The 26310-nt window shown below is 71.3% G+C and carries 24 protein-coding genes; 19 read left to right on the forward strand and 5 right to left on the reverse strand.

Annotation, left to right across the window (positions count from 1 at the left end):
• Positions 1 to 60 precede the first annotated feature (60 nt).
• Complete coding sequence (locus ACWFRU_RS14840) at positions 61 to 1296, reverse strand: helix-turn-helix domain-containing protein (protein ID WP_453686933.1); 1236 nt, start codon at positions 1294 to 1296, stop codon at positions 61 to 63.
• 150 nt (positions 1297 to 1446) lie between these two features.
• Here ACWFRU_RS14840 and ACWFRU_RS14845 point away from each other — a divergent pair, with 150 nt between their 5' ends.
• On the forward strand, positions 1447 to 3063 hold the full coding sequence (locus tag ACWFRU_RS14845; protein WP_453686935.1) for a cell division protein PerM: 1617 nt from the start codon (positions 1447 to 1449) through the stop codon (positions 3061 to 3063).
• Between the two features lie 91 nt (positions 3064 to 3154).
• Here ACWFRU_RS14845 and ACWFRU_RS14850 read toward each other — a convergent pair whose 3' ends face one another.
• Positions 3155 to 3985, reverse strand: coding sequence for a hypothetical protein (locus ACWFRU_RS14850; RefSeq protein ID WP_453686936.1), 831 nt, complete (start codon positions 3983 to 3985; stop codon positions 3155 to 3157).
• 305 nt (positions 3986 to 4290) lie between these two features.
• On the opposite strand from ACWFRU_RS14850, the gene purN reads away from it, so the two are divergent.
• On the forward strand, positions 4291 to 4920 hold the full coding sequence (purN, locus tag ACWFRU_RS14855) for a phosphoribosylglycinamide formyltransferase (protein WP_453686938.1): 630 nt from the start codon (positions 4291 to 4293) through the stop codon (positions 4918 to 4920).
• Positions 4917 to 6509, forward strand: coding sequence for a bifunctional phosphoribosylaminoimidazolecarboxamide formyltransferase/IMP cyclohydrolase (gene purH, locus ACWFRU_RS14860; protein WP_453686940.1), 1593 nt, complete (start codon positions 4917 to 4919; stop codon positions 6507 to 6509). Before purN ends, purH begins: the two co-directional genes overlap by 4 nt.
• Positions 6510 to 6580: 71 nt before the next feature.
• Here the strand turns inward: purH and ACWFRU_RS14865 are convergent, their stop codons facing one another.
• A complete protein-coding gene (locus ACWFRU_RS14865) occupies positions 6581 to 7204 on the reverse strand; it encodes a hypothetical protein (protein WP_453686941.1) in 624 nt (207 codons plus the stop codon).
• 266 nt (positions 7205 to 7470) lie between these two features.
• Here ACWFRU_RS14865 and ACWFRU_RS14870 point away from each other — a divergent pair, with 266 nt between their 5' ends.
• Both ACWFRU_RS14870 and ACWFRU_RS14875 read left to right on the forward strand, forming a co-directional pair.
• Positions 7471 to 8337 (forward strand): bifunctional methylenetetrahydrofolate dehydrogenase/methenyltetrahydrofolate cyclohydrolase, encoded by an 867-nt coding sequence (locus ACWFRU_RS14870; RefSeq protein WP_453686943.1) that lies wholly within the window; start codon positions 7471 to 7473, stop codon positions 8335 to 8337.
• 19 nt (positions 8338 to 8356) lie between these two features.
• Entirely contained in the window at positions 8357 to 8875 is a 519-nt protein-coding gene (locus ACWFRU_RS14875) for a DUF3017 domain-containing protein (protein WP_453686945.1), read from the forward strand.
• A gap of 81 nt (positions 8876 to 8956) precedes the next feature.
• Here the strand turns inward: ACWFRU_RS14875 and ACWFRU_RS14880 are convergent, their stop codons facing one another.
• Entirely contained in the window at positions 8957 to 9373 is a 417-nt protein-coding gene (locus ACWFRU_RS14880) for a peptidoglycan-binding domain-containing protein (RefSeq protein ID WP_453686947.1), read from the reverse strand.
• 254 nt (positions 9374 to 9627) lie between these two features.
• Between ACWFRU_RS14880 and ACWFRU_RS14885 the strand changes: the two genes are divergently transcribed.
• The 3 genes from ACWFRU_RS14885 to ACWFRU_RS14895 all read left to right on the forward strand — a co-directional run bounded on the left by ACWFRU_RS14885 (position 9628) and on the right by ACWFRU_RS14895 (position 12286).
• Positions 9628 to 10782: a sensor histidine kinase gene (locus ACWFRU_RS14885; RefSeq protein ID WP_453686948.1), complete on the forward strand. Its 1155-nt coding sequence runs from the start codon at positions 9628 to 9630 to the stop codon at positions 10780 to 10782.
• Entirely contained in the window at positions 10783 to 11466 is a 684-nt protein-coding gene (locus ACWFRU_RS14890) for a response regulator (RefSeq protein WP_453686950.1), read from the forward strand.
• A gap of 337 nt (positions 11467 to 11803) precedes the next feature.
• A complete protein-coding gene (locus ACWFRU_RS14895) occupies positions 11804 to 12286 on the forward strand; it encodes a helix-turn-helix domain-containing protein (RefSeq protein WP_453686952.1) in 483 nt (160 codons plus the stop codon).
• A gap of 51 nt (positions 12287 to 12337) precedes the next feature.
• On the opposite strand, the gene ACWFRU_RS14900 is transcribed toward ACWFRU_RS14895, so the two are convergent.
• Entirely contained in the window at positions 12338 to 12883 is a 546-nt protein-coding gene (locus ACWFRU_RS14900) for a peptidoglycan-binding domain-containing protein (protein WP_453686954.1), read from the reverse strand.
• Between the two features lie 354 nt (positions 12884 to 13237).
• On the opposite strand from ACWFRU_RS14900, the gene ACWFRU_RS14905 reads away from it, so the two are divergent.
• From ACWFRU_RS14905 to ACWFRU_RS14955, 11 genes are all read left to right on the forward strand, one after another.
• Positions 13238 to 14332 (forward strand): XRE family transcriptional regulator, encoded by a 1095-nt coding sequence (locus ACWFRU_RS14905; protein ID WP_453686956.1) that lies wholly within the window; start codon positions 13238 to 13240, stop codon positions 14330 to 14332.
• A 482-nt stretch (positions 14333 to 14814) separates the two neighbouring features.
• Entirely contained in the window at positions 14815 to 15804 is a 990-nt protein-coding gene (locus tag ACWFRU_RS14910; RefSeq protein WP_363208804.1) for a malate dehydrogenase, read from the forward strand.
• Between the two features lie 175 nt (positions 15805 to 15979).
• A complete protein-coding gene (locus ACWFRU_RS14915) occupies positions 15980 to 17809 on the forward strand; it encodes a hypothetical protein (protein ID WP_453686958.1) in 1830 nt (609 codons plus the stop codon).
• On the forward strand, positions 17806 to 18186 hold the full coding sequence (locus tag ACWFRU_RS14920; RefSeq protein WP_453686960.1) for a hypothetical protein: 381 nt from the start codon (positions 17806 to 17808) through the stop codon (positions 18184 to 18186). Before ACWFRU_RS14915 ends, ACWFRU_RS14920 begins: the two co-directional genes overlap by 4 nt.
• Before the next feature lie 10 nt (positions 18187 to 18196).
• Positions 18197 to 18955, forward strand: coding sequence for a hypothetical protein (locus ACWFRU_RS14925; protein WP_453686962.1), 759 nt, complete (start codon positions 18197 to 18199; stop codon positions 18953 to 18955).
• 56 nt (positions 18956 to 19011) lie between these two features.
• Entirely contained in the window at positions 19012 to 19260 is a 249-nt protein-coding gene (locus ACWFRU_RS14930; RefSeq protein WP_249588240.1) for a helix-turn-helix transcriptional regulator, read from the forward strand.
• The gene (locus ACWFRU_RS14935) at positions 19257 to 19802 is read left to right on the forward strand and encodes a hypothetical protein (RefSeq protein WP_453686964.1); all 546 of its coding nucleotides are present in this window, start codon (positions 19257 to 19259) and stop codon (positions 19800 to 19802) included. Before ACWFRU_RS14930 ends, ACWFRU_RS14935 begins: the two co-directional genes overlap by 4 nt.
• Positions 19803 to 19975: 173 nt before the next feature.
• Positions 19976 to 21496, forward strand: a complete 1521-nt coding sequence (locus tag ACWFRU_RS14940) for an aldehyde dehydrogenase family protein (RefSeq protein WP_453687584.1) — start codon at positions 19976 to 19978, stop codon at positions 21494 to 21496.
• Positions 21497 to 21632: 136 nt separating this feature from the next.
• Positions 21633 to 23180: a GMC family oxidoreductase gene (locus ACWFRU_RS14945; protein ID WP_453686966.1), complete on the forward strand. Its 1548-nt coding sequence runs from the start codon at positions 21633 to 21635 to the stop codon at positions 23178 to 23180.
• Positions 23177 to 24286: a quaternary amine ABC transporter ATP-binding protein gene (locus ACWFRU_RS14950; RefSeq protein WP_453686967.1), complete on the forward strand. Its 1110-nt coding sequence runs from the start codon at positions 23177 to 23179 to the stop codon at positions 24284 to 24286. Before ACWFRU_RS14945 ends, ACWFRU_RS14950 begins: the two co-directional genes overlap by 4 nt.
• Positions 24283 to 26301 carry an ABC transporter permease gene (locus ACWFRU_RS14955; protein ID WP_453686968.1) on the forward strand — a complete coding sequence of 673 codons (2019 nt, stop codon included), beginning with the start codon at positions 24283 to 24285 and terminating at the stop codon, positions 26299 to 26301. The genes ACWFRU_RS14950 and ACWFRU_RS14955 overlap by 4 nt, the downstream gene beginning before the upstream one ends.
• Positions 26302 to 26310: the final 9 nt, after the last annotated feature.

Below are 26310 nucleotides of genomic sequence, written 5' to 3' on the forward strand. Positions count from 1 at the left end.
GCCCCTGAAAGATCGCGCAGTTCCCCGCGCCCCTGAAAGATCGCGCAGTTCCCCGCGCCCCTAGCGGGGCTGTGGTGTCAGTCTTTCCGGGCCGCTGGACATGTCCTCGCGGAGCTTCTTGTGGAGGAGTTGGTCTGCGTACGTCAGGGGGCCGGGGCCCATGTGTGGGGGTACTCCGCTGATGGCCTTGCCCGGGGACTGAGGTGGTTCGTAGTGCGTGGGGGCCGATCTCAGGGTGAGGGCCGTCGCGCCGACGATCAGGGCGGTGAAGGCGATCGCCGCGCGGGTCCAGAAGCGGGCGCGGTGCTCGCTGCCGGTGCGTACCCGGGCCGCGTTCGGCGGCCGTAGTTTCTCCGCGCCGCACAGTTCGCCGAGGCGCTGGTGCAGGGCTTCGGGTGTCGACGCCTGGTCGGGGAGTTTCTCGGCGATCGCCTCGCGCGCGTTCAGCAGCCGGTTGGCCGCCGCAGGCGTGCTCGCCTCCGTCTCGGCCGCGGTCTCGGGCAGGTCGAGGCCCACGCCGTCGTAGAGCAGGAGGGTGCGGCGCTGCGCGGGCGGCAGGCTCATCAGGACCTTGAGGAAGGCGCGGTCGGCCGCCTCGGCGGGCGGGGCGTCAGGGTGCCGGTGCGTGGGGCGGAGGCGGTGCCAGGGGGACATCGCGTACTCGTACGCCGCCGCGCGCACCCAGCCCGCCGGGTCGCGGTCCACGGCGACCTCGGGCCAGCGCTGCCAGGCGAGCTGGAAGGCGCGTTCCACCGACTCCTGGGCGAGGGTACGGCGGCCGGTGAGGAGATAGGTCTGGCGTACGAGGCCGGGGGCGCAGGTCACGCAGAGCGTGTCGAAGGCTTCGGCGGGGGTGGTGGCTCTCGTGGGGGGCCTGGACTGATCCGGCTCGGTCTCGGCTTCGGCCATGGGTGGGGCGGCAGCCTGGGTCCGCACCACCGGGTCGGGCCGGGTGTGACCGTTCATCGCCGCGCCCACCGGGATGCGCGCGGGGGTCTTGCCGTCCTTGGCGTCGATGGCGGGGGGCGCGTCCCGGGCCCAGCTGGGGCGCCGTGCGGAACGCTCGCCTGTGGGCTCGCTCGCGACGGTCTGCTCGTTCGCGAGTTCGGCGAGCAGCTTCGCGTAGATGTCACGCTTGCGGCCGCGCGGCTTCGAGCGGCCGGCCTCCCAGGAGCGGACCGTCTCCCGGGTGACGCCCACCCGCGCGGCGATCTCGGCCTGGCTCAGGGACTTCGCCTCGCGCAGACGTCGGCGTTCCTTGGGGGACGGCAACGGTGTGGCAGGGCTCTGGGTCATGTCGGACTCTCCGCGCCGTGGGCCGTGGGCGTTCGTGCGGCGGGCAGCCGGGCGCGGCCGGTCCGTCGTACGAAAAAGTACATAAACGTATCTTGTGCGACACATCGGGTATTCGCCTGTTACAGGGAGAAAGCGCGTGTCGTTGGGAGCATGGCCGGTGTGACTCACCTCACCGACCGCACCTCGCCGTTGCCGCCCCTCAAGTCGCTCGTCGAACGGTTCAGGGACCGCTCACCCGGACTGGCGACGTGCCTGTTCGGCGGTGCCGTCGCGGCCGGGCTCGGCCTCGGCGTGTGTGCCGTCCTGGTGATGGTCCTCTGGATCAGCTCGCCCTACCCCGACAGCGGGCCCGACGGAGCGCTGCATGTCGCTGCCGCGGTGTGGCTGATCGCCCACGGCACGGAGTTGGTCCGCACGGACACGGTCTCCGGGACCCCGGCGCCGGTCGGCGTCACGCCCCTGCTCCTGATGGTGCTGCCGGGCTGGCTCGCGCACCGCGCCGCGCGGGACGCGGCGGACCCCGAGGAGCGCGGCATGGCGCCGCGGACCGCGTGGTGCGGGGTGGTCGGCGGCTATCTGCTGGTCGGCGCCGCCGCGACGCTGTACGCGGCCGGGGGCGAGCTGCGCCCGTCGTGGCCGAGCGCGGTGCTGCACCTGCCGATGGTCGTGGCCTGTGCGGCGGCGGTGGGGGTGTGGACCGCGGTCGGGCGGCCCCGGGAGCCGCTGCCGGGTGTGGTGCGGGGCGGTCTGCGCGCGCTGCCCGCGGCGGTACGTCCCTTCCTCGTACGCCGGCACGTCCGTGCCGTCACGCGGGCGGCGTCGGCAGGGGCGGTGGTGCTCGTCGGCGGGGGAGCGCTGCTTGTTGCGGTGTCGCTCGCGTTGCACGGCGGCCTGGCGAGGGCGTCGTTCGCGCAGGTCACGGACGTGTGGTCGGGCCGTTTCGCGGTGCTGCTGCTCGCCGTGGCGCTGGTGCCGAACGCGGCGGTGTGGGGCGCGGCGTACGGCCTCGGCCCCGGCTTCGCGCTCGGCACGGGGAGTGTGGCGGGGCCGCTAGCCGTGGGCCCGGCCCCGATGCTGCCGGAGTTCCCGCTGCTCGCGGCGTTGCCCGCGCAGGGGCCCGGTACGCCGTTGACGTGGGCGGTGGGCGCGGTGCCGGTGGCCGGGGGGCTCGTCCTCGCGTGGTTCACGGCGGGGGCGGCGGCGCCTGCCCCCGGCGCGCGGGGCGAGGCGTGGACCCGGCGCCGGACGGCGCTGGTGGCCGTGACGGCGGCGGCGCTGTGCGGTGTGTTCATGGCGGGGCTCGCGGCGCTGGCGGGGGGCCCGATGGGGGTGGCCGTCCTGGCCGAGTTCGGTCCGGTGTGGTGGCAGACGGGGGCGGCGGCGCTGGGGTGGACGGCGGTGGTGGGCGTGCCGTTCGCGTTGGCGGCGCGTGCCTGGCGCCTGCGGACGCGCAGGGCCACGCCTCGCTGGCCGTGGCTCCGGCTGCCGAAGCCTCGGGTCCCTCAGCTGGGGCTGCGGGCTCCTCGTCTACGCCTGCCTCGCCTTCCCCGGATTCCCCGCCGCCGCCGGGCGCCGCAGCCTCCGGAGCCTTCGCCCGCACCGGATCCGTACGGGCCGTTCGAGCCGTACGACTTCCTGCCGCAGACGCAGACGCAGACGCCTCCGGCGGGGCCGGGCCTGGTGGAGGACTGGCACGACGACGCGTCGCGCGAGGCGCGGTGGGCGGCCCTGCGGGACGCCGGCGGGGAGCGGCCGCCGGGGGCTTGAGGGGTGGGCAGCGCCTTGTCCTCGCCTCCGCCACAAGCCGCCGCTTCGCGGCACAAGCTTTCCCGCCCACCCACCCCTTACCGGCAGGAGATCAGTCCCTCTCCCCCAGCAGCGGACGCAGCTGTTTCGGCAGGAGGTCGTTGCACTCCTGTTTCGACTGGCTCGTGAGGGCGTCGTTCACGCACGTGTAGTAGTCGCGGTACACCAGCTGCGCCGCGAACGTCGCCGCCACCATCGCCAGCGCGAGCGACGCCGTCACCAGGCCGCTGACCGCCGCCGTGGTCTGCGGCTTCGTGCCGGCGGGATCGGCCGCCGGCTGTTGCGTGGCCGGTGCCGTCGGGTCCGGCTGCTTCGGCTTCGACCGCAGCGAGCTGATGCCCCAGTGCAGCGCGAGCGCGCCCAGGAGCAGGGCCACGTACCGCCAGCCGAAGAGGGCGAAGAAGAAGGCCCACATGCCGGAGAGCAGGGCGTACCGAGCGCGGCGCTGGGCCGGGTCGGTCGGGTCCCAGCGCATGCCGGAGCCGGGCCCGGAGTTTCCGTCGGGACCCTGGCCCCCGCCCTCCTTGCCGGGGCGCTCGCCGAAGCCGCCGCCCTGGGAGCGGCCGGGCTGCCGGTCGCTCCACTGGCTGCCCCAGGGGGAACGGCCCTTGCCGTCAGGGCTGTCGCCGCCGTTGCCGGGGCGGGGCCGCCACGGCTGGTCCGGGGTCCCCTCCGGCGGCGGCGCGAAGGGATTGTCGTCCTTCGACGACCCGGAATCGCCCGAGCTGCCCGAACCGCCCGCGGAATCGGACCCTCCGGAGTCCTGGGAGTCCTGCGGCGGGGACGACGGGCGGCCGTCGCGCAGCAGCGTCGAGCCGCGCCCCCCTGCGTGCGTCAGTCCGAACGCGAGGGACAGCGGAAGGCGGAGGCTACGGTCCGGCATCAGGTGTGCGTCTTCCCCTTGGTCGATCGAGCGTGTCGAGTTCGTGCGTCAAGTAGGTGCGTCGAGTTCGTGCGTCGAGCGAGTGCGGCGAGTGAGTGTGTCGAGCGGGCTTCTGGACTGCGCGACGTCATGTGACGTCTTGGTGCAGACGCTACCTTCCGGCCGCGCCCCCGTCCCGTGAGGGGCCGCACCGTGTGCCGGTATCGTTGCTGACGGTCGGCCGCTTCGTAGAGTTCCCCGTATCGGAAGATGCGAAGCCTTTGTACGACCCTACAAAGACGCACCTCCCGAGAAAGGGCCCCGCTGTGGCCAAGAGCCCTGTGGCCAAGCGCCTGGTCGTGCTGGTCTCCGGATCAGGCACGAATCTGCAGGCTCTGCTCGACAAGATCGCGACGGACGGGACGGCCGGCTACGGCGCCGAGATCGTCGCCGTCGGCGCCGACCGTGACGGCATCGCGGGGCTCGAACGCGCCGAGCGGGCCGGGATTCCCACCTTCGTCTGCCGGGTGAAGGACTACGCGACCCGCGACGAGTGGGACGCGGCGCTCGCCGAGGCGACCGCCGCGCACGCGCCCGATCTGGTCGTGTCGGCCGGGTTCATGAAGATCGTGGGGAAGGAATTCCTCGCTCTGTTCGGCGGCCGGTTCGTCAACACGCACCCCGCCCTGCTGCCCAGCTTCCCGGGGGCCCACGGCGTACGCGACGCGCTCGCGTACGGCGCGAAGGTCACGGGATGCACCGTCCACTTCGTCGACGACGGCGTCGACACCGGCCCGATCATCGCCCAGGGCGTGGTCCCGGTCGGGGATGAGGACGACGAGAGCGCTCTGCACGAGCGCATCAAGGAAGTCGAGCGAAGGCTGCTCGTCGATGTCGTGGGGCGTCTGGCCCGTAACGGCTACCGCATTGAGGGACGAAAGGTACTTATCCCGTGACCGCCGAAGGTACGCACGGTTCGCAGCGCCCCATCAAGCGCGCGCTCATCAGCGTCTATGACAAGACCGGGCTCGAGGAGCTCGCGCGCGGGCTGCACGAGGCCGGCGTCGAGCTCGTCTCGACCGGTTCGACCGCCGCGAAGATCGCCGCCACCGGGGTGCCCGTCACCAAGGTCGAGGAGCTCACCGGCTTCCCCGAGTGCCTGGACGGCCGGGTCAAGACCCTGCACCCGCGCGTGCACGCCGGAATCCTCGCCGACCTGCGCCTGGAGGACCACCAGCGCCAGCTCGCCGACCTCGGCATCGAGCCGTTCCAGCTCGTCGTCGTGAACCTCTACCCCTTCAAGGCGACCGTCGCGTCCGGCGCCACGCCCGACGAGTGCGTGGAGCAGATCGACATCGGCGGCCCCTCGATGGTCCGCGCCGCCGCCAAGAACCACCCCTCGGTGTCGGTCATCACGAGCCCCGACCGGTACACCGACGTGCTCGCCGCCGTCCGTGACGGCGGCTTCGACCTGACCGCCCGCAAGCGCCTGGCCGCCGAAGCGTTCCGCCACACCGCCGAGTACGACCTCGCGGTCGCCTCGTGGTTCGCCGACGCCCGCGGCGGAGCCGCTGATGAACACAGCGCCGCGGACGGCACGGACTTCCCCGAGTTCCTCGGCAGCGCGTACGCCCGCAAGAACGTCCTGCGGTACGGCGAGAACCCCCACCAGGGCGCCGCCCTCTACGTCGACGGCAACGGCGGCCTCGCCGAGGCCGAGCAGCTGCACGGCAAGGAGATGTCGTACAACAACTACACGGACACGGACGCCGCGCGCCGTGCCGCGTACGACCACGACGACCCCTGCGTCGCGATCATCAAGCACGCCAACCCGTGCGGCATCGCGATCGGCGCGAACGTCGCCGAGGCGCACCGCAAGGCGCACGCCTGCGACCCGCTCTCCGCGTTCGGCGGCGTGATCGCCGTCAACCGCCCGGTCTCCAAGGAGATGGCCGAGCAGGTCGCCGACATCTTCACCGAGGTCATCGTCGCGCCCGAGTACGAGGACGGCGCGCTCGAAGTCCTCACCAAGAAGAAGAACATCCGCGTCCTGCGCGCTCACCAGGCCCCGTCCAACACGGTCGAGGTGAAGCAGATCGACGGCGGTGCGCTGCTCCAGGTCACCGACCGCCTCCAGGCCGACGGCGACAACCCCGCCAACTGGACGCTCGCCACGGGCGACGCCCTGAACGCGGGCGAACTCGCCGAACTGGCCTTCGCCTGGAAGGCGTCGCGCGCGGTGAAGTCCAACGCGATCCTGCTCGCCAAGGACGGCGCCTCGGTCGGCGTCGGCATGGGCCAGGTCAACCGCGTCGACTCCGCGAAGCTCGCCGTCGAGCGTGCGGGCGAGGAGCGTGCGCACGGCGCGTACGCCGCGTCGGACGCGTTCTTCCCGTTCCCCGACGGCCTGGAGATCCTGACCGCCGCGGGCGTCAAGGCCGTGGTGCAGCCGGGCGGTTCGGTCCGTGACGAGTTGGTCGTCGAGGCCGCGAAGAAGGCGGGCGTGACGATGTACTTCACGGGCACGCGGCACTTCTTCCACTGACCTCGCCACTCACCACAACGGGCCGTGCCCCCCTCAAGAGGGGGGCACGGCCCGTTGGTTGAGCACTTGCCTCAGTAACGGGGCCGGTTGAACCACGCGGTGCCGCTCGGCACGACCGGGGCGATCGTGATGATGACGGCGAAGGTGACCCAGATCAGCGGGCCGATGATGGCGGTCGCGAGACCGGAGTCGAGGCCGACGAAGAGGGCGATCAGGCCGACGATGCCGCCGAGCGCGCCGTAGACGACCGTGGTGATCCGGACACCCTGGCCGCCGCGGCTGAACTTCACGCCGAGCATGATCGAGAGCACCGCGAGGCCACCGGCGATCAGCGCGCCGATGATCGCGATACCGGCCACGGCGTCCCCGGCCTCACCCATGCCGGTGAGGCCCAGGTCCTCGCCGCTGTCACCTGCGTCGCTGGCGATCGCACCCACGTAGAGGTAGATGATCGCGAAGAGGATCTGCACGGCCGAGATCAGGAACAGGAAGACGCGCGCGGTGACCAGGAGCCCCGGCATCGACTGCTGCATCATGTTGCCGCCCGGGTAGCCGGGGTATGCCGGCTGCTGCGGGTAGCCGTAGCCCTGCTGCGGCGGGACGCCGGGCGGGGCCTGGGGGTAGCCGTATCCGGGAGCGGCCGGGGGCTGCTGGGGCGGCTGCCCGTAAGGGTTGTTCGGGTCGCCGTAACTCATGGCGGTCTTCCTCCGTCGGATAGTGCGGGGACGACGCGGCACATCACGGAGGAAAGTTCTACAGATGCGGTCCGTCCCCCCGACACTGCCCGCGGCACTGTGCCGCATATCGTTCTTTAGGCCAGGCTTATTTGTCCAGCCGCATTCCCTATGCGTTGTGCAAGTGCAACAGAGCTGGTCAGGTCTCGGGACACAGCTGAGACACAGTCGGCCCGCGCGGGCGACCTGATTGGTACCGGGCGGGTCTCATCCGGGAAGATGGAGTCATGACCGCCCAGATTCTCGATGGCAAGGCCACCGCAGCCGCGATCAAGTCCGAACTGACCGCCCGCGTGGCGGCCCTGAAGGAGAGGGGCTTCACGCCCGGCCTCGGGACTGTCCTGGTCGGTGACGACCCGGGCAGCCAGAAGTACGTCGCCGGCAAGCACCGCGACTGTGCGCAGGTCGGCATCGCCTCCATCCAGCGCGAGCTGCCCGCGACCGCGACGCAGGAGGAGATCGAGGCCGTCGTCCGCGAGCTCAACGAAGACCCGGAGTGCACCGGCTACATCGTGCAGCTCCCGCTCCCCAAGGGCATCGACGAGAACCGCGTCCTGGAGCTGATGGACCCGGACAAGGACGCCGACGGCCTGCACCCGATGAACCTCGGCCGCCTCGTCCTGAACGAACCCGCGCCGCTGCCCTGCACGCCGAACGGCGTGATCACGCTGCTCCGCCAGCACGGCGTCGAGATCAACGGCGCCGAGGTCGTGGTCGTCGGCCGCGGTGTCACGATCGGCCGCTCCATGCCGCTCCTGCTCACCCGCCGCTCGGAGAACGCGACGGTGACGCAGTGCCACACCGGCACGCGCGACCTGTCCTTCCACCTCCAGAAGGCCGACATCATCGTGGCCGCGGCGGGCGTGCCGCACCTCATCAAGCCCGAGGACGTGAAGCCGGGCGCCGCGATCCTGGACGTCGGCGTCTCGCGCGACGAGTCCGGCAAGATCGTCGGCGACGTGCACCCCGGTGTCCGCGAGGTCGCGGGCTGGATCTCGCCGAACCCCGGCGGTGTCGGCCCGATGACGCGCGCCCAGCTCCTCGTCAACGTCGTCGAGGCGGCCGAGCGCGCCGCGTCCGCCGCCGCGAGCTGAACCGGGAAAGGGTGAGCCCATGAGCGCCGAACCTGACCAAGGGGCGTCACCGGCCGATGTCGCCGAGGCCGACGTCACGGAGGCCGAGGCCGTGGAGGACACCGAGGCCAAGGGCGCCGTCAGCGCTCCCGGTCCCGACGGGCCGAAGAAGACCACGCGGCGCTTTCCGCTCCTGACCCGCGACACCGCGCGGCCCGAGGGCGGCGGCCGGGCCGCGGGCGGCGACGCACCCGCTCCCGCCCGGCAGTGGCCGCTGCTCACCGTGCTCTCGATGGTGGGGCTCGGGCTGCTGCTCACGGCCTTCGACGTGTTCCGCGTCGGCACGATACTGATCGGCCTCGCGCTGATCACGGGCGCCGTCATGCGGTGGGCGCTGCCCGGCGTCGGCATGCTGGCGGTGCGGTCACGCTTCACGGACATGGTCACGTACGGGGCGCTCGGCGTCGTCATCGTGCTGCTCGCGCTGATGGCGCAGCCGAATCCGTGGCTGCAGCTTCCGTTCCTGGGCGACGCGCTGCATCGGACGATCGACACCTAGCGGTGAGCGGCACACGGACGTGACGGTGGCCCGTCCTCTCCCCCGGAGGAGGACGGGCCACCGTCGTGTGCGGCGCAGTGCCTACTTGAGGCGCAGCGCCTTCCAGGTCTTCGGGCCGACGATGCCGTCAGGCGTGTTGTCGCCCATGAACTTCTTCTGGAAGTACTTGACGGCGGCGCGGGTGTCCTTGCCGAAGTCGCCGTCGATCGCGAGGCGGCCGGTGTAGGCGGCCGTGTACTTGATGAGGGCCTGGACCTCCTTCACCTGCCGGCCCGAGTCGCCGAAGTCGGTGTACTTGCTCCGCTTGTCGTAGCCGCAGTAGAAGCCGACGCCCGCCGTCCAGGGGCACTTCTCGGCGGCCGCGCCGACGGCCGCGGTCGAGACGGACGCAGGGGCGGGGGCGGCCTGCACCGCGGGTGCCAGGGCCAGGGTGCCGCCGATGAAGGCCGCGGAGACCAAGCCGGTCGTCACGCGCTTGCGGAGGGTCATGCTGCTCATGGTGATGTCGTCCTTTCAGGTCCCGGGCCGGGTCCCCCCGTTGGGTCCCCCGGCGGCCCGCGATCCGTGTGGCGCCGGTGGTCGGCCGGTGCCGTGGTGCTGGAGCAAGAAGTTACGGAGGCGGGGCGGGGGAGTCGTCCCGTGCAGGGTTGAGCTTTGGGCGCACCCCGCGGAGTACCGCCGCGGTTCCTGCAACTTCCGCGGTACCGCCGTAGTTTGACGTTGCGGTGCCCGCACCCGGCTACGCTGCGGCGATGCGGATCCGCCCCCTCGTCGCCGATACGTCGATCGCGGTCGCCCTGACCACGGTCGCCGTACTCCTCGGGCAGGAGTCGGCGCGGCAGGGGTGGCCCGAACTCGACGCGTGGGGCTACCTGTTGGTGGCCCTGGTCAACGTGCCGATCGCCGCCCGGAGCAAGGCTCCGCTCATCGTCCTGCTCGCCGTGCACCTGGCGTGGATCGTGTACGTCACCGCCGGCTACTGGCCCGTGGTGAACACCTTCGGCCCCATGCTCGCCGTCTACACGGTCGCCGCCCTGCGGCCTCCGCGCACCTCCCTGCCGTGCGCCGCCCTGATGAGCGCCGTCTGGATCTACTCCGGCATGGTGAGCGAAGGCGCGGCCATGGCCTCCGTGGTCGGACAGGCCATCGGTTTCCCCGTGGTGATCTGGCGGTTCGGACACGTCGCGCGCCGGTCCGCCGAACTGGCCCGCCAGCTGAAGCGCGAGCAGGACGAGCGCGCGCGGCGCGAGGTCGCCGAGGAACGCGGGCGCATCGCACGGGAGTTGCACGACGTCGTCGCCCACCACATGTCGGTGATATCCGTGCAGGCGGGCCTCGCGAAGTTCGTCTTCGCCTCGGACCCGGCCACCGCCCACGCCGCGCTCTCCACCATCTCCGGCACCAGCGGCGAGGCGCTTGAGGAACTGCGCCGCATGCTGCGGGTGCTGCGCGCGCGGGAGGAGGACGACGGCGCGCCCGACGCCCCGATGCCGGGGCTCGCGCGGCTCGGCGAGATGGTCGAGCGCGTCCGGGCCGGAGGAGTCGACGTGGAACTGCGCGTCGAGGGGACCCCGCGACAGCTCGCCCCCGGGGTCGAACTCTGCGCGTACCGCGTGGTCCAGGAGGCGCTGACCAACGTACTGAAGCACGCGCACGGCGCCGCGACGGTGGTCGAACTCCGCTATCGGCCGCAGCACGTGACGGTTTCGGTCACCAATGACGGGGAGGGGGTGATTCCGGACAGAGTGGGCACAGGAAGCGGCCATGGGTTGATTGGGATGCGGGAGCGGGCCAAGCTCTACGGCGGGACGATCAGCATCGGCCCGCGGAGCGAGGGAGGGTTCGCCGTGCGACTGACCCTGCCGACCTCCGCGCAGGCCGCACCGCAGGGGGACGACGCGACTTAAATGACCAGGGTGCTCGTGGTCGACGACCAGTTCCTCATCCGGGCCGGGCTGGTGGGGCTGCTGCGTGCCGCGCCCGGCATCGAGGTCGTCGGTGAGGCGGGAGACGGGGCGGAAGCCGTCGCGCTCGCCGCGACGACGCGGCCCGACGTGATCCTGATGGACATCCGCATGCCCGGCATGAGCGGCATCGTGGCCACCGAGAAGATCCTCGCCGAGGCGCCCGAACCGGCGCCGCGCGTCCTGGTGCTGACCACGTTCGATCTCGACGAGTACGTGTACGGGGCGCTGCGGGCCGGGGCTTCGGGCTTCCTGCTCAAGGACTCCGGGCCCGAACGCCTGCTCGCCGCGGTGGCCGCCGTCGGAGGCGGCGACGCGCTCTTCGCGCCCAGTGTGACCTGCCGGCTCGTCGAGGCCTTCGCCCGGCAGGCCGGGGCCGCGTCCGACGACTGCGCCGAGCCGCCGCCGGACCTGCGGGCGCTGACCCTGCGCGAGGTCGAGGTCCTGAAGCTGATCGCCACGGGTCTGTCCAACGCGGACATCGCCGACCGCCTCTACATCAGCGAGGCCACCGTCAAGACCCACCTCAACCGCACGATGTCCAAACTCGACCTGGACAGCAGGGCGCAGGCGGTGGTGGTGGCCTACGAGACGGGCCTCGTCACGCCGGGCGGCGGCGGTCGCTGAGGGACGGCCCCGAGAACTCCCCCTGCCGCCGCGAACAGGGGACGGCGCCCGTCCTCACCCCCGTGGGAGGACGGGCGCCGCCGGTCTGTGGGGGGCCGTTCCAACGGGAACCAGCGTCATGCCCCGGCCAATTCCGTTCAAGGGATGCCTTGCCCCTGTGGCACGGAGGTGACCATTCCGCAACGCTGTTCCCAGCCCGCAACAGGGTGCGACGCAGTGCGACGGAGAGCGACAGGGCGCGACGGGGCGCGACGGGGCGCGGAGGGAACCACTTCGGGTCGCCCGCCCGTCATGGGGGAAAACTGGGCGCAAACCGGGCACATGCTGGGGGTGAGGCATGAGTGCTGCCTGGCAGCCGCTTCCGGAGGCACTCCCGCCGGAGGTACGGCACTTCGTGGAACAGCTACGGCTGCTCAAGGACCGCACCGGCCTGAGCCTGGTCGCGCTCGGCGAGGAGACGGCCTACAGCAAGTCCTCCTGGCAGCGCTACCTCAACGCACGGCAGCCGCCGCCCCGGCAGGCGGTCGCGGCGCTGTGCCGGGTGGCGGGCGTGGACAGTGAACGGTACTGCGCGCGCTGGGAGTTGGCGGTGCGCGTGTGGCCGCGGGGCGCGGCGCTCTCCGACGCGAGATCCGCCCCGGGCGTCGTCCTGAGAAAGCCGGGCGAGGACGTGGCCCGGACGGCATCCGCTGGGCCGCGCGCATCACAGCGGCCTTCGCGCGCCCGCTCGGCGTGGACATGGCGCTCCACCGTCGGCGTCACCGCCTTCCTCGTCCTCATGGTGCTGTTCGAGGGGCTGATGCGCTTCCTCATGCGGTAGGGCCGCCGTCGCCGGCGGCCCTGAGCGGGGGTGCGGGTGCGGAACCCGGGTTCAGCCGCGCCAGTTGTACGCGGCCTTCTTCCACTTGCCGTCGATCTTCACGTAGTACGTGCCGGAGAGGCGCTTGAAGCCGACGTCGTGCTGGTAGCCGCTGTAGGTGACGTGACCGCCGCCGCCCGGACCGTTCAGGAAGTCGTCCGCGACGCCGAACGTCTCCTTGCCGACGATGCCGTCGACGTCCTCCACGTCCTCGCGCTGCTGCCAGTACTTGGTGGCCGACTCGGTCTTACGGCCGAAGCTGCCGTCGATGTCCCACTTCTTGAAGGTGTGCCGCTTGCCGTTGGCGTCCTTCCACTTGGCCCCGTCCGCGTACAGGACGCTCTGCCAGAGGCGGGTCGCGTTGCTGTTCGCGTGGCTGTGGCGGGACAGCGTGCCCTCGTCGCCCCAGTCGTTGTGCGCGGAGCCCTTGCCGTCGACGACGTGTGGCCCGCTGGCCTGCGCGAGCGACGCGGTCCCGCCCAGCGCGATCGCCGCCCCCGCCGTCACGGCTACCGCCGCGCCGAGCAGCCGCTTCGGCCTGCCCTTGCTGATGCGCATGTGTTCCCCCTAGGTGATGCGTTGACGTCTCCGATGCTTCCTCCCCGAGGCGATTCGCAAAAGGGTCAACCAGTGCAATCGGGATGGTTTGGGACATCCCAAGCGGCTACCAGGGGTTCCGCATCGTGGACCGGGACAGCGATGGGACACTGGACGCCGGACCGCACGGAGTGCGACGGTGCACGCCAGTGGCCCGAACGCTCCCGTACGCCCCCGGTCCGGGAACTGACATCCTGACTTTTGGCATCCCTCTGGGTAGCCCATGGCGGGAGCGGCGGGGGCTGCCTCATGGGCAGAGCGGGGGGAACCACGCGCGGGGGCACGTTGGCACGTACGGGGGGATGAGGGGGAGTAATGCCTCGTTGGAAGGCACTACCGGATGAGCTGGATCCGCAGGTCAGGGAGTTCGCCAGTCAGCTGCGCAGGCTCGTCGACCGCAGTGGTCTCAGCATTGCCGCGGTGTCGGACCGCACCGGGTACAGCAAGACGTCGTGGGAGCGGTATCTGAACGGGCGGCTGCTCGCCCCGAAGGGTGCGATCGTCGCGCTTGCCGAGGTGACGGGCACCAACCCGGTGCACCTCATCACCATGTGGGAGCTCGCCGAGCGCGCCTGGAGCCGCTCCGAGATGCGGCACGACATGACCATGCAGGCGATCCGGATCTCCCAGGCGCGGGCCGCGCTCGGCGAGCTGGGCCCGAACCCGCCCAACGGCAAGAGCAAGGGCAAGGGGACCGGCGGCGCGGCGCGCGGCGGTGCCGCCGGTGCCGGAGTCGGCACCGGTGTCGACTCCGCCGACCGCCCCGGCCGTCCGGGCGGGAGCGTCACCGGGGTCGCGGGCCCCGCGGGTGTCTCGCCGGTGGTGCCTCCGCAAGCCCCGTCGTACGTGGGCGGGGGCGGCGTCACTGCACCCCCCGGCCCGGCTCAGCCGGGCCGTGGCGGTGACTCGCCCGACCGGCAGCGGCGGCGCAGGAAGCTGACGATGTTCCTGGCGGGCGTCGTCGGGGCGCTGGTCGTCATAGCCGCCGCCGTCTTCCTGACCGACTTCGGCAAGGACGACAAGGGCAACGAAGGCGCCAAGCCGCCGGCCTCGCCGAGCACGAGCGACAAGGACCTGCCCGCGGGTGTCGAGTGCAGCGGCAAGGACTGCACCGGCAAGGACCCCGAGACCATGGGCTGCGGCGGCGAGCTGGCCACCACGACGACACGCGCGACGGTGGGCAAGGCCCTGATCGAGGTCCGCTACAGCAAGACGTGCGGGGCGGCGTGGGCGCGCATCACCCAGGCGGCTCCTGGCGACAAGGTCACGATCAGCGGCGACGGCGCCAAGCAGAACGGCACCGTGAACGCGGACTTCGACGCCTACACGCCGATGGTGGCCGTCAAGGACGGTGCGTCGGCGGAGGCGTGCGCGACCCTCAAGGCCGGCCAGACCGGCTGCACGAAGTAGCGGACACACTGGACAAAGCGCTGCACAAAGCACCGCACGAAGCAGTGGGCACAACGAACCGGCCGCACCTGAAGAGGTGCGGCCGGTGTCGTGCTCGGGAGTGACCACCGGGAGGTGGCGGCCGCCAACACAGGGGGGGGGAGCGTGGCGGCCGCCTGGGGGTGTGACCACTCCCGTGGGGGTACTGGTGCGTGTGCCCTGACCTACGCACAACATGCCTGTCGATTCACGAGAAATTTTTCAGGGGCCGTCGAGCCGCTGTTTCCCGGCGGAGAATCACGCTTGAACAGCAAGGGTGGATCTTTGTGGGGTGGGCCACACCCTCCCGGGGTTCGGGGGTCGGCGGGGCGCGATAGCCTGAGCGGCGGATCTCTCTTGATGCCAAGAGATCGATCATCGAGGGCGTCGGTGGGGATCCAGCACAAGGGGACCCCGCACAAGGGGCAGGGACCCCCACCGCCTGCTGTCTTACGGAGATCGCCATGACCCGCACTCCCGTGAATGTCACCGTCACCGGCGCGGCCGGCCAGATCGGCTACGCGCTGCTCTTCCGCATCGCCTCCGGCCACCTGCTCGGCGCGGACGTGCCGGTCAACCTTCGCCTCCTGGAGATCACTCCGGCCCTGAAGGCCGCCGAGGGCACCGCCATGGAGCTCGACGACTGCGCCTTCCCGCTGCTGAACTCCATCGAGATCAGCGACGACCCGAACGTCGCCTTCGACGGCGCCAACGTCGCCCTGCTCGTCGGCGCCCGCCCCCGCACCAAGGGCATGGAGCGCGGCGACCTGCTCTCCGCCAACGGCGGCATCTTCAAGCCGCAGGGCAAGGCGATCAACGACAACGCCGCGGACGACATCAAGGTCCTCGTCGTGGGCAACCCGGCCAACACCAACGCGCTCATCGCGCAGGCCGCCGCCCCGGACGTACCGGCCGAGCGCTTCACCGCGATGACCCGCCTGGACCACAACCGCGCGCTGTCGCAGCTGTCGAAGAAGACCGGCGCCCCGGTCTCCGACATCAAGCGCCTCACCATCTGGGGCAACCACTCGGCCACCCAGTACCCCGACATCTTCCACGCGGAGATCGCCGGCAAGAACGCCGCGGACGTCGTGAGCGACCAGGCCTGGCTCGCCGACGACTTCATCCCGACCGTCGCCAAGCGCGGCGCCGCGATCATCGAGGCCCGTGGCGCGTCCTCCGCCGCCTCCGCCGCCAACGCCGCCATCGACCACGTCCACACGTGGGTGAACGGCACGGCCGCCGGTGACTGGACCTCCATGGGCATCCCCTCGGACGGTTCGTACGGCGTTCCGGAGGGCCTCATCTCCTCCTTCCCCGTCACCACCAAGGACGGCAAGTACGAGATCGTCCAGGGCCTGGAGATCAACGAGTTCTCGCGCACGCGCATCGACGCGTCCGTCAAGGAGCTCACCGAGGAGCGCGAGGCGGTTCGCGGCCTCGGCCTCATCTAGTACGCCCTGCCACGCCCCCGGCGGCCGCTCGATCGGCTTCCGGGGGCGTGGTGCGTCCGGGGCCAGGCGCATCCGGCCGGAATTCACTTATTCGAGGGGCATAATCACCTTTCTGTGGCCCCTGCGTGCACGCTCCGTTACGCTCCAATTCCGCTTTATCCAGACGGAGTTGGCCATGGCAGGTAACACCGAGGCCACCAGACTGCTGTGTGCCGGCGTCCACCTGGACGCGGTGTTCCGCAGACGGGTCGTCTCCGAACTCGTCGGTCACGCGGAGCGCCCCGTGGCGCCGCCGCTCGGTGCCGACGTTCTTCCGGTGCTCGCGCACGCGCTGCGCGCCCGGCGCGAGGAACTGTTCACCGCGCTGCTTCTCGCGGCCGTGTGGATCGGGTTCCTCGTCACCGACGCGGTGATGATCTGGGATGAGCTCGAAGACTCCCGGGGCGGTGAGTCGGGTGTCTCCGGGGCCGATCTCGCGCTGCTGGCCTTCGACCCGGACGACCTCGTGGACACGGGCCCCGACGGCACGTTCGGCGCCTTCGTGCCGGGCGGCTGGGCGATCGCGTACGCCGTGGTGGTCCTGCTGCTGTGGCTGGCCCGGGTGATCTCGGGCCGCGGCGCGGACGGCGGAACGCTGCGGCAGATGGAACTCCCGCCACCGCTGGCATGGCTGCGGCGCCGGATCGGCTGGCTGGTGACCGCCTTCGCGTGGTGGTGCGCGGCCGCGTACGCGTACTTCGCGATCACCATGATCACGGACACCCCGTATCCCGTGATCTTCCCGCTGCTCGTCGCGGCCGTGGTGTGGCGTCACCAGTTCCTGCGCAAGCGGACCCTGCGCACCCAGCTCGCCCGGCAGACCTTCGCCGAGACCGAACAGCCGCGCATCCCACGCCGGTTCTCCCGCATCGCCGACTGCATCCACCGAGAGCAGAACGCCCCGGTCACGCTCTACGACGCCAACCGCCCCTTCGTGGGCGCGGGAAAACCCCGCAAACCGTGGTCGGTCGTCCTGGAACTGCGGCGCGCCGCCGAGAAGAAGCCGGACGGCGGGGTGCCGCCCCAGCGGGCGTACGAGCCGCTGGCCGCCCGCGAGGTCATCAAGATGATCGAGCCCCGCCTGAAGGACCTGCGCAGGTCCGCCGCGGCCACCAGCGTGGACCGGCTGCGGGACCTGGAGATCGAGGAGTTCGTCTACCTCCCCGCGGGCGCGGGCCGCGACGAGCAGCTCTACACCGGGCAGGGGTACGAGACCGCGGGGCTCTACGACGCCGGGCAGGCGGCCCGGCACATCGAGCGGGCGGCCGGTGAGGGCGGGGAGGCGCGGCGCCACTTCCTGCGCATCCGGGTCGGCGCCTGGAACGAACAGGTCGTCGTCTCGCTCCTGGTGAGGGTGCACACCCAGGGCGGCATGCTGGTCCTCGAAGTGGTGCCGCACGTGCTCGGGCCGATCGTCCCCGCGTTCCGCGAGGTCGACACCATCGTGGCCAGTGAGCCGGAAGGCCCCGTCCATGACGCCCTGCGGGCCTGCGTCGACGGTCCCGCGGTCGGCGTGGCGATCGGCATCGCCGCCCTGCGCACCCTGCCCTCGCTCGTGCCCTCGTTCCGGCTCTGGCTCGCGCAGCCCGAGCCCTCCGAGGGGGAGGCGCCCACGCCGCGGGCCGCGCGCGCCCTGCGGTCCGCGTGCTCCTGGCTCGGCATCGGGCGCCCCGTGCAGGCGCCGCCCGACGCACCGCTGGTCTCGCTGCGACAGCTGGCGAGCACCGACGACCTCTCGCTCTTCCAGGAGATGGACGTCGCCCGCTACACCCGCACCCTCCAGGACCGCATCGGCGAGGGCGTCCGGGACGCGCTGCGGGCCGGCGGCTTCCGCACGGACCGCCTGGAACAGCACATCACGCAGATCAACAACAGCGGGGTCTACATCACGGAGATGTCCGGCGGCGCCCTCGCCACGGGCTCCCACGGCCAGGCCACGCACACGACCGAGGGGAGCACGGCATGAGCGGCGACGGGGACACCGGCGGCGGTGCGCACGTCCAGATCGGGTCGATCACCGGCGGCTCGCAGGCCTTCGGTGCGCATGGCAAGGCCGAGTCCACCAACCAGACGGTGGTGGTGTCCGATCCGGCTCAGCAGCATCTGCTCGCCCAGGTCCGGGCCTTGCGCGGGGAGCTGCGCCAGGCCGCCGGGCGTACGGCCGAGGACGACGTGCTCGACGCCGAACTGGGCGAGGTGGAGGGGGAGATCAGCCGCGTTGGCCGCAGTGACGGCGGCCTGCTCGGCAGGCTCCGTACGCGCCTCGAGCAGTACGGCGCCGCCGCCGCGACGGCCGCCTCCGTGACGGCGGTGCTCCAGGCGATCGCCCAGGTCACGGGCTGAGGGACGAGCGGTGCGGATCTTCGACGCGGACCGCCAGGAGTGGGTCGGCCACGAGCAGGAGCAGCGGATCGCCGCGCTCCACGACCGGGACGCGGTGCGTCAGGGCAAGGCGCTGCGGGGCGTCGTGGCGCTGCTCGCCGCGTGCGGGCTGGGCTTCGGGGGCTGGGCGCTCGGCTGGAAGGACGAGCCGCGGCCCACGGGATACCTCGCGGTGATCGAGCGGCCCTCGCAGAGCGCGGACGCCAAGGGCGAGGGGGATACGGCGGTGCCGTCCCCCGCGGGCGTGCCGCCGGCTCCGTACGAGGAGGTGTTCGACGAGGAGGGCTTCCGGCTCGCGGTGCCGCGGGGCTGGGTCCGTCAACTGGTCGAACCGACCGAGGATTTCAACGTCGTCAACTACCGCAGCCCGAAGGGCGACCGGCGGCTGCAGGTGTACCGGGTGAGCGAGCCGTCGCCGTACGACTCGCTGCGGACCTGGCTGGACCAGACGTCGATGCCCGCCGGCTTCGAGCAGCTCGCGCCGCTGGAGCGCAGGGACGAAGAAGGCCGCCCGGCCGCCCGGCTCGATTACGTGGCCGACGAGTTCAAGGGCGAGCCGGACATCGGCAAGTGGCACGTCATCGACCATCGCTTCGAGTCGGTGGACGGCGAGCTGTACGCCCTCGCGGTGTACGGCTCCGACGCGGACGGCAGGGACGACGAGGAGAAGTTCCTGGCCACCGCCCTGTCGTGGTTCTGTCCGCCGGACGAGATCTGTCCCGCTCCTTGATCACAAACAACCATCGGCCGTTGCCAACCTGCTCACCAATGTAGTACTTCTTATACATGAGCGAGCAAGTGCACAACAGGTTGGCGATGGTGCGCGCGGAGCGGAAGGTGTCGCGCCAGAGCCTGGCCGAGGCGGTGGGGGTCCACTACCAGACCATCGGCTACATCGAGCGCGGGCAGTACAACCCGAGCCTCGACCTGGCGCTGAAGATCGCGGCGTTCTTCGGACTGCCGGTGGAGGCGCTGTTCTCCCTCGAGCCGTTCCGCCCGCTCACGGACGAGGTCTACGGGAGGAGTCAGGGATGACGGGCCAGCAGGCAGGGGAGACGGGGACCCGGCGGATGACCGGCTACGACCGGCGGATGTTCGCGCTCATGAACCGGCGCGAGGCGGCGCCGATGTACGCCACCGCCACGCGAAGGCGGCTTGCGGTCGGCGCCCACATCGCGCTGACGGCGGCGAGCGTCGCGGCCTGGCTGCTCACGGTCGTCGGCGACCAACGCTGGGCGATGTGGACGATGCTCGGGCTGCTGCTGCCGTGGTGCGTCGCCACCGGCGTGATCAACGGCGCCACGCGCGGCCTGCTCGAACTGCGCGAACGCGCCCTCGACGAGCGGCAGCGCGCGGAGCGGGTGCGGGTCGCCGCACGGGCCCGGCAGATCATGCTGTGGCTGCTCCTGGCTGCCGCCGTGGGCGCGGGCATCGCCGCGTACCAGGGATGGGACGTCGAGGGGCTGCTCTTCCCCGTCCTCTTCACCGCGTTCGTCGTGCACTGGCTAATGCCCCTGTGGGTGGCGGGACTCGCCGTGCAGGACGAGCCCGCGGACCTCGACGACATCGACGCGTAGTGGACCATAGCGCCACCTCTGTTCCCAAATGCCCCTTCACGCGGACGTATTGCCCCAGCTGCCTGCACGCGCAGTGACACAGCGCACTTTCGGTTATGTAATGCGCATGGTTTCTCCGCCTCGGGGCATGTGCCCCCGGCTACCGCGAGTGACAGGCGGGGCGTATGACAGGAATGGAAGGCAAACGGGACGTGTCCGCACAACAGACCATCCATGTGGGCGGAGAGTGGCGTAACGCCCTCTCCGGCGCCACGCGCGAGATCCTCGACCCCGCGGATGCCAAGCCGTTCGCGACGATCGCCGAGGGCGGCACCGAGGACACCGACGCGGCCATCGCCGCCGCCCGCGAGGCCTTCGACAACGGACCGTGGCCGGCCACACCCGTCGCCGAACGGGCCGCGCTGCTGCGCCGCGTGGCAGACCTCCTCGTACGCGACCGCGAGAAGATCGGGCTCCTGGAGAGCCGCGACGCGGGCAAGACCGTCGAGGAGGGCCGCGTCGACGTCGACTGCGTCGCCGACGCCTTCCGCTACTTCGCCGATCTGGTGATCGGCGAGGGTGCGGGCCGCGTGGTCGACGCCGGTTCCGACGACATCCACAGCGTCGTCGTGCACGAGCCCGTCGGCGTCTGCACGATGATCACGCCCTGGAACTACCCGCTCCTCCAGGCAAGCTGGAAGATCGCCCCCGCGCTCGCCGCGGGCAACACCTTCGTCATCAAGCCGAGTGAGGTCACTCCGCTGACGACGGTCGCGCTGATCGAGCTGCTCGTCGAGGCGGGCCTCCCGGCCGGCGTCGCCAACATCGTGACCGGCCCCGGCCACACCGTCGGCGCGCGTCTGTCCGACCACCCGGACGTCGACCTGGTCTCCTTCACCGGCGGCCTCGTCTCCGGCACCAAGGTCGCCCAGGCCGCGGCCCTCGGCGTCAAGAAGGTCGCCCTCGAACTCGGCGGCAAGAACCCGAACGTCGTCTTCGCCGACGCCTGCGCCACCGAAGAAGGCTTCGACACCGCCGTCGACCAGGCACTCAACGCCGCCTTCATCCACAGCGGGCAGGTCTGCTCGGCAGGTGGCCGCCTCATCATCGAGGAGTCGGTGCGCGAGCGCTTCGTCGCCGAACTCGCCCGCCGCGCGAGCCGCATCAAGCTCGGCCGCGGCACCGAGGACGGCGTCGAGTGCGGCCCGCTCGTCTCGCAGCAGCAGCGCGAGAAGACCGAGATGTACGTCGCGTCGGCACTGGAGGAGGGCGCCGTCCTGCGCTGCGGCGGCAAGCGCCCCGAGCCCAGCGAAGTGCGCCCCGCGACCGGCTACTTCTACGAGCCGACCGTCCTGGACCAGTGCCACCGCGAGATGCGCGTCGTGCGCGAGGAGGTCTTCGGCCCGGTCCTGACCGTCGAGACCTTCCGCACCGAGGACGAGGCGGTCGCGCTCGCCAACGACACCGAGTACGGTCTCGCGGGTGCCGTCTGGACCAACGACCCCGGCCTCGGCCGCCGCATGGCCCGCCGCCTGCGCCACGGCACCGTCTGGATCAACGACTTCCACCCCTACCTTCCGCAGGCGGAGTGGGGTGGCTTCGGCAAGAGCGGCGTAGGGCGCGAGCTCGGACCCGCCGGACTCGCCGAGTACCGCGAGTCCAAGCACATCTACCAGAACCTCGCCCCGCGGCCGGTCCGCTGGTTCGCGGGCTGAGGCCCGACTCACCAGGCGTGCGCGGGGGCGGCAGTCCCGCCCCCGCGCACGTATCTGTATCCGTACGTCCGAGCGCCCCCCGCTCTATACGCGCAAGCACCTTGCATCACACCTCGCAGGAAGAGGAGCAGCACGCATGGCTGAGACCACTGAGTACGACTACGTCATCGTCGGTGGCGGTACCGCAGGGTCGGTGATCGCGTCCCGGCTCACCGAGGACCCGGGAGTCACCGTCGCCGTCATCGAGGGCGGCCCCAGCGACATCGACCGCGAGGACGTCCTCACGCTGCGCCGCTGGCTCGGCCTGCTCGGCGGCGACCTCGACTACGGCTACACCACCACCGAGCAGCCGCGCGGCAACTCGCACATCCTGCACAGCCGCGCCAAGGTCCTCGGCGGCTGCTCGTCGCACAACACCCTGATCTCCTTCAAGCCGCTGCCGTCCGACTGGGACGAGTGGGAAGAGGCGGGCGCCACCGGCTGGAACGCCAAGGCGATGGACCCCTTCTTCGGCAAGCTGCGCAACAACATCGTGCGCGTCGCCAAGAAGGACCAGAACCAGATCGCCACCGACTGGGTCGAGGCGACCAAGACCGCACTCGGCGTCCCCGAGGTCGTCGGCTTCAACGACAAGCCCTTCGACGAGGGCGTCGGCTTCTTCGACCTCTCGTACCACCCGGAGAACAACAAGCGTTCCTCCGCCTCAGTCGCCTACCTCCACCCCCACATGGAGGCCGGTGACCGCCCGGGCCTCCACCTGTTCCTGGAGACCTGGGCGACCAAGCTGGAGCTGGAGGGCAAGACCGCGCACGGTGTCCACATCCGTACGAAGGACGGCGAGGCGCAGCTGCTCACCGCCCGCCGCGAGGTGCTCGTCTGCGCGGGCGCGATCGACACGCCGCGCCTGCTCATGCACTCAGGCATCGGCCCCGCCAAGGACCTCGAAGCGCTCGGCATCCCCGTCACGCACGACCTCCCCGGCGTCGGCGAGAACCTCCTGGACCACCCCGAGTCGGTCATCGTCTGGGAGACGAACGGGCCGATCCCCGGCAACTCCGCGATGGACTCCGACGCGGGCCTCTTCGTCAAGCGGGACCCGGACCACAAGGGCCCTGACCTGATGTTCCACTTCTACCAGATCCCGTTCACGGACAACCCGGAGCGCCTGGGCTACGAACGCCCGGAGCACGGCGTCTCGATGACGCCTAACATCCCCAAGTCCCGTGCGCGCGGCCGCGTCTACCTGACGTCCGCCGACCCCGAGGTGAAGCCCGCCCTCGACTTCAAGTACTTCGAGTACGACGAGGACGGCGTCGACTACGACGGCCAGACCCTCGTCGACGGCATCAAGCTGGCCCGCAGGATCGCGCAGGCCGAGCCCTTCGCCAAGTGGCTCAAGCGCGAGGTCTTCCCGGGCCCGGACGTCACGGACGACGCCGAGATCAGCGAGCTCGTGCGCAAGGCGGCGCACACCGTGTACCACCCGGCGGGAACCTGCCGAATGGGAGCTTCCGCTGATGAACTTGCTGTGGTCGACCCGGAGCTGCGGATCCGGGGTCTCGAGGGAATCCGAATCGCGGACGCATCCGTCTTCCCGACGATGCCTGCCGTGAACCCGATGATCGGAGTGCTCATGGTCGGGGAAAAGTGCGCGGAACTGCTGACCGGGAGTGATGTCCGATGACCACCACCACTGACAAGACGCCGGCCCCCGAGACGCCCGCCTCCGGCGAGGCCGCGACCGTGTTCGCGGTCCGTGACCTGTGGAAGGTCTTCGGGTCCAAGGCCAAGAGCATCCCGGGCAACGAGGAGTACGCGGGTCTCTCCGCCGCCGAGCTGCGGGAGCGCACCGGCTGCACCGCGGCCGTGCGGGACGTCAGCTTCGACGTCAAGCGCGGCGAGGTCTTCGTCGTCATGGGCCTCTCCGGCTCGGGCAAGTCGACCCTCGTGCGCACCCTGACCCGGCTCATCGAGCCGACCAGCGGTTCCATATCCATGGACGGGCAGGACGTGCTCGGCATGGACAAGAACCAGCTGCGCGAACTGCGCCGCCACAAGGCCGCGATGGTCTTCCAGAACTTCGGCCTGCTGCCGCACCGCACGGTACTGGACAACGTCGCCTACGGCCTGGAGATCCAGGGTGTCGGCAAGGCCGAGCGCCGCGCCAAGGCCCTGGAGGTCGTCGCCAAGGTCGGCCTCGAAGGCATGGAGGAGCGCCGCCCCACCCAGCTCTCCGGCGGCCAGCAGCAGCGCGTCGGTCTGGCCCGCGCCCTCGCCGTCGACCCCGAAGTCCTGCTCTTCGACGAGCCGTTCAGCGCGCTCGACCCGCTGATCAGGCGAGACATGCAGGAAGAGGTCATCCGCCTGCACCGCGAAGAGGGCCGCACGATGGTCTTCATCACCCACGACCTGAGCGAGGCGCTGCGCCTCGGCGACCGCATCATGCTGATGCGGGACGGCGCCATCGTGCAGCTCGGCACCCCCGAGGAGATCGTCGCCAACCCGGCCGACGACTACGTCCGCGACTTCGTCCAGGACGTGTCGCGCGAGCAGGTCATCACCGTGCGCCGCGCGATGCGCCCCGCCGAGGGCGACGAGGCCGAGTCCGGCGCCGCGATCGGTCCGGACACACTGGTCGTCGACGCGATCGAGGCCGTGGCCCGCAGCGGCGCGTACTGCCGTGTCGTGGACAACGGACGCACCCTCGGCATCGTCGACCACGAGCAGCTCCTCGCCGTGGTCGCGGGCCTCGACAGTGATCCCCGGGACAAGGCGGTGGCAGCCGTATGAGCGCGGCCCCGACGACCGTCATCGACAAGACGCAGGGCGTGTCCCCGCCGGGCCCGCCCGCCGAAGGACCCGGCCCGCTGGCCGCGTTCCTGCGCAACCCCAAGGCGATCCTGGTGCTCTGCGCCCTGCTGGTCGCGGTCGTCTCGGCGGCCGTCACCGCCAACGGCGCCTGGCCGTCCGACCTGACCTTCGACGTGCGCTCGCCGCTCGACGACGTCAACACCTGGATGGCGCAGAACCGCGACACCCACCCGATCTTCCTGTACTTCCTGCTGCACATCAGCAACACCTCGGAATCCGCGGTGGACGGCGTGCTCAGCGCTCTGGAGGGCCTCGGCTTCATCGGGGTGACCGTCGCCGCGGTGCTCATCTCCTGGTACGCGGGCGGGGCGAATCTGCGCCGCCGCGCACTGGCCCTCGCGGGCATCGCGTTCGGCACGTTCGCCGTGATCGGCGTGCTCGACGTGTGGGAAGAGGCGATGGAGACCCTCGCCCTGATGGTCGTCTGCGTGGCCGTCGCGGGTCTCGTCGGTGTGCTGCTCGGCCTCGCGGCCGGGCTCTCGGACCGTGCCGAACGCATTCTGCGGCCGGTCTTCGACACCATGCAGGTGCTTCCGGCCTTCTCGTACCTGCTGCCGTTCGTCTTGATGTTCGACGTCGGCACCCCGGCCGTCTTCATGGCGACCGTCATCTACGCCGCCCCGCCGATGGCCAGGCTCACCTCGCTCGGCCTGCGCGGCGCCGACGCGGCTGCCCTCGAGGCCTCCCAGTCGCTTGGCGCCAGCGCCTGGCAGCGGCTGTGGACGGCCCGCCTTCCGCTGGCCCGCAAGCCGATGCTGCTCGGCCTCAACCAGACGATCATGATGTGTCTGTCGATGGTCGTGCTCGCCACGGTCGTCGGCGCCGGCGGTCTCGGCGACCCGATCTTCACCGCGATCTCCACCCTCGACGTGGGCCTCGCCGTACCGGCCGGCATCGCCATCGTGCTGATCGCCGTCTGGCTCGACCGCACGACCGCCGGGTTCGGCGAACGCGTCGACGACGCGTCGCCCGCGCGCAGCGCCTTCGCGACGCGCGTCCTGTGGGCCGTCATGGCCGCCGTGGTGGCGGGCGCCGCCGTGCTCGGCCAGGCGCTCGGCCGTACGGAGTGGCCGGAGAACTGGGTCGTCTCCATCTCCCAGCCGATCAACGAGGCCGTCGGCTGGATCGAGCGCGAGCTCGGCTCCGGCATCCCGGTCATCGGCGGCACGCTCACCTGGGCGAACGCCTTCATCGACTACGGCATCAACCCGCTGTTCGACGCCCTGCTCGCCACCCCGTGGTGGGCGGTGATCCTGGTGGCCGGTGTCCTCGCCTACCTCGCGGGCCGCTGGCGCGCGGCGGTCACCGTCGTGCTCGCGCTCGCCGCGATCGGCGCGATGGGGCTGTGGAACCGCTCGATGGACACCCTCTCGCAGGTGATCGCCGCCCTGGTCGTCACGCTGATCCTGGGCTTCGCCATCGGTGTGCTCGCGGCCCGGGTCTCCTGGGTGGAGCGCGGCATCCGGCCGGTGCTCGACACCATGCAGACCCTGCCGGCGTTCATCTATCTCATCCCGATGATCGCGCTGTTCGGCTCCAACCCCGCGGCCGCCGCGGTGGCCTCGGTCATCTACGCGCTGCCCGCCGTCATCCGCATCACGGCCCAGGGCATCCGCCAGATCGACCCCTCCGCCCTGGAGGCGGCCCGCTCGCTCGGCGCCTCCACCGGCCAGCAGCTCTGGCAGGTCCAGCTCCCGCTGGCCAGGCCCGCGCTTCTCGTCGCCCTCAACCAGGGCGTCGTCCTCGTCCTCTCCATGGTCGTCATCGGCGGCATGATCGGCGGCGGCGCGCTCGGCGTGGACGTGGTCAGGGGCCTCACCAAGGGCGACCTCGGTCTCGGTCTGACAGCCGGTATCGCGATCGTCTGCCTCGGTCTGCTCCTCGACCGCATCTCCCAGCCCGGCGCCGACGTCAAGGCACGCACACTGCGCTGACGTACGCTT

The sequence above is a fragment of the Streptomyces sp. NPDC055099 genome, assembly GCF_053607685.1.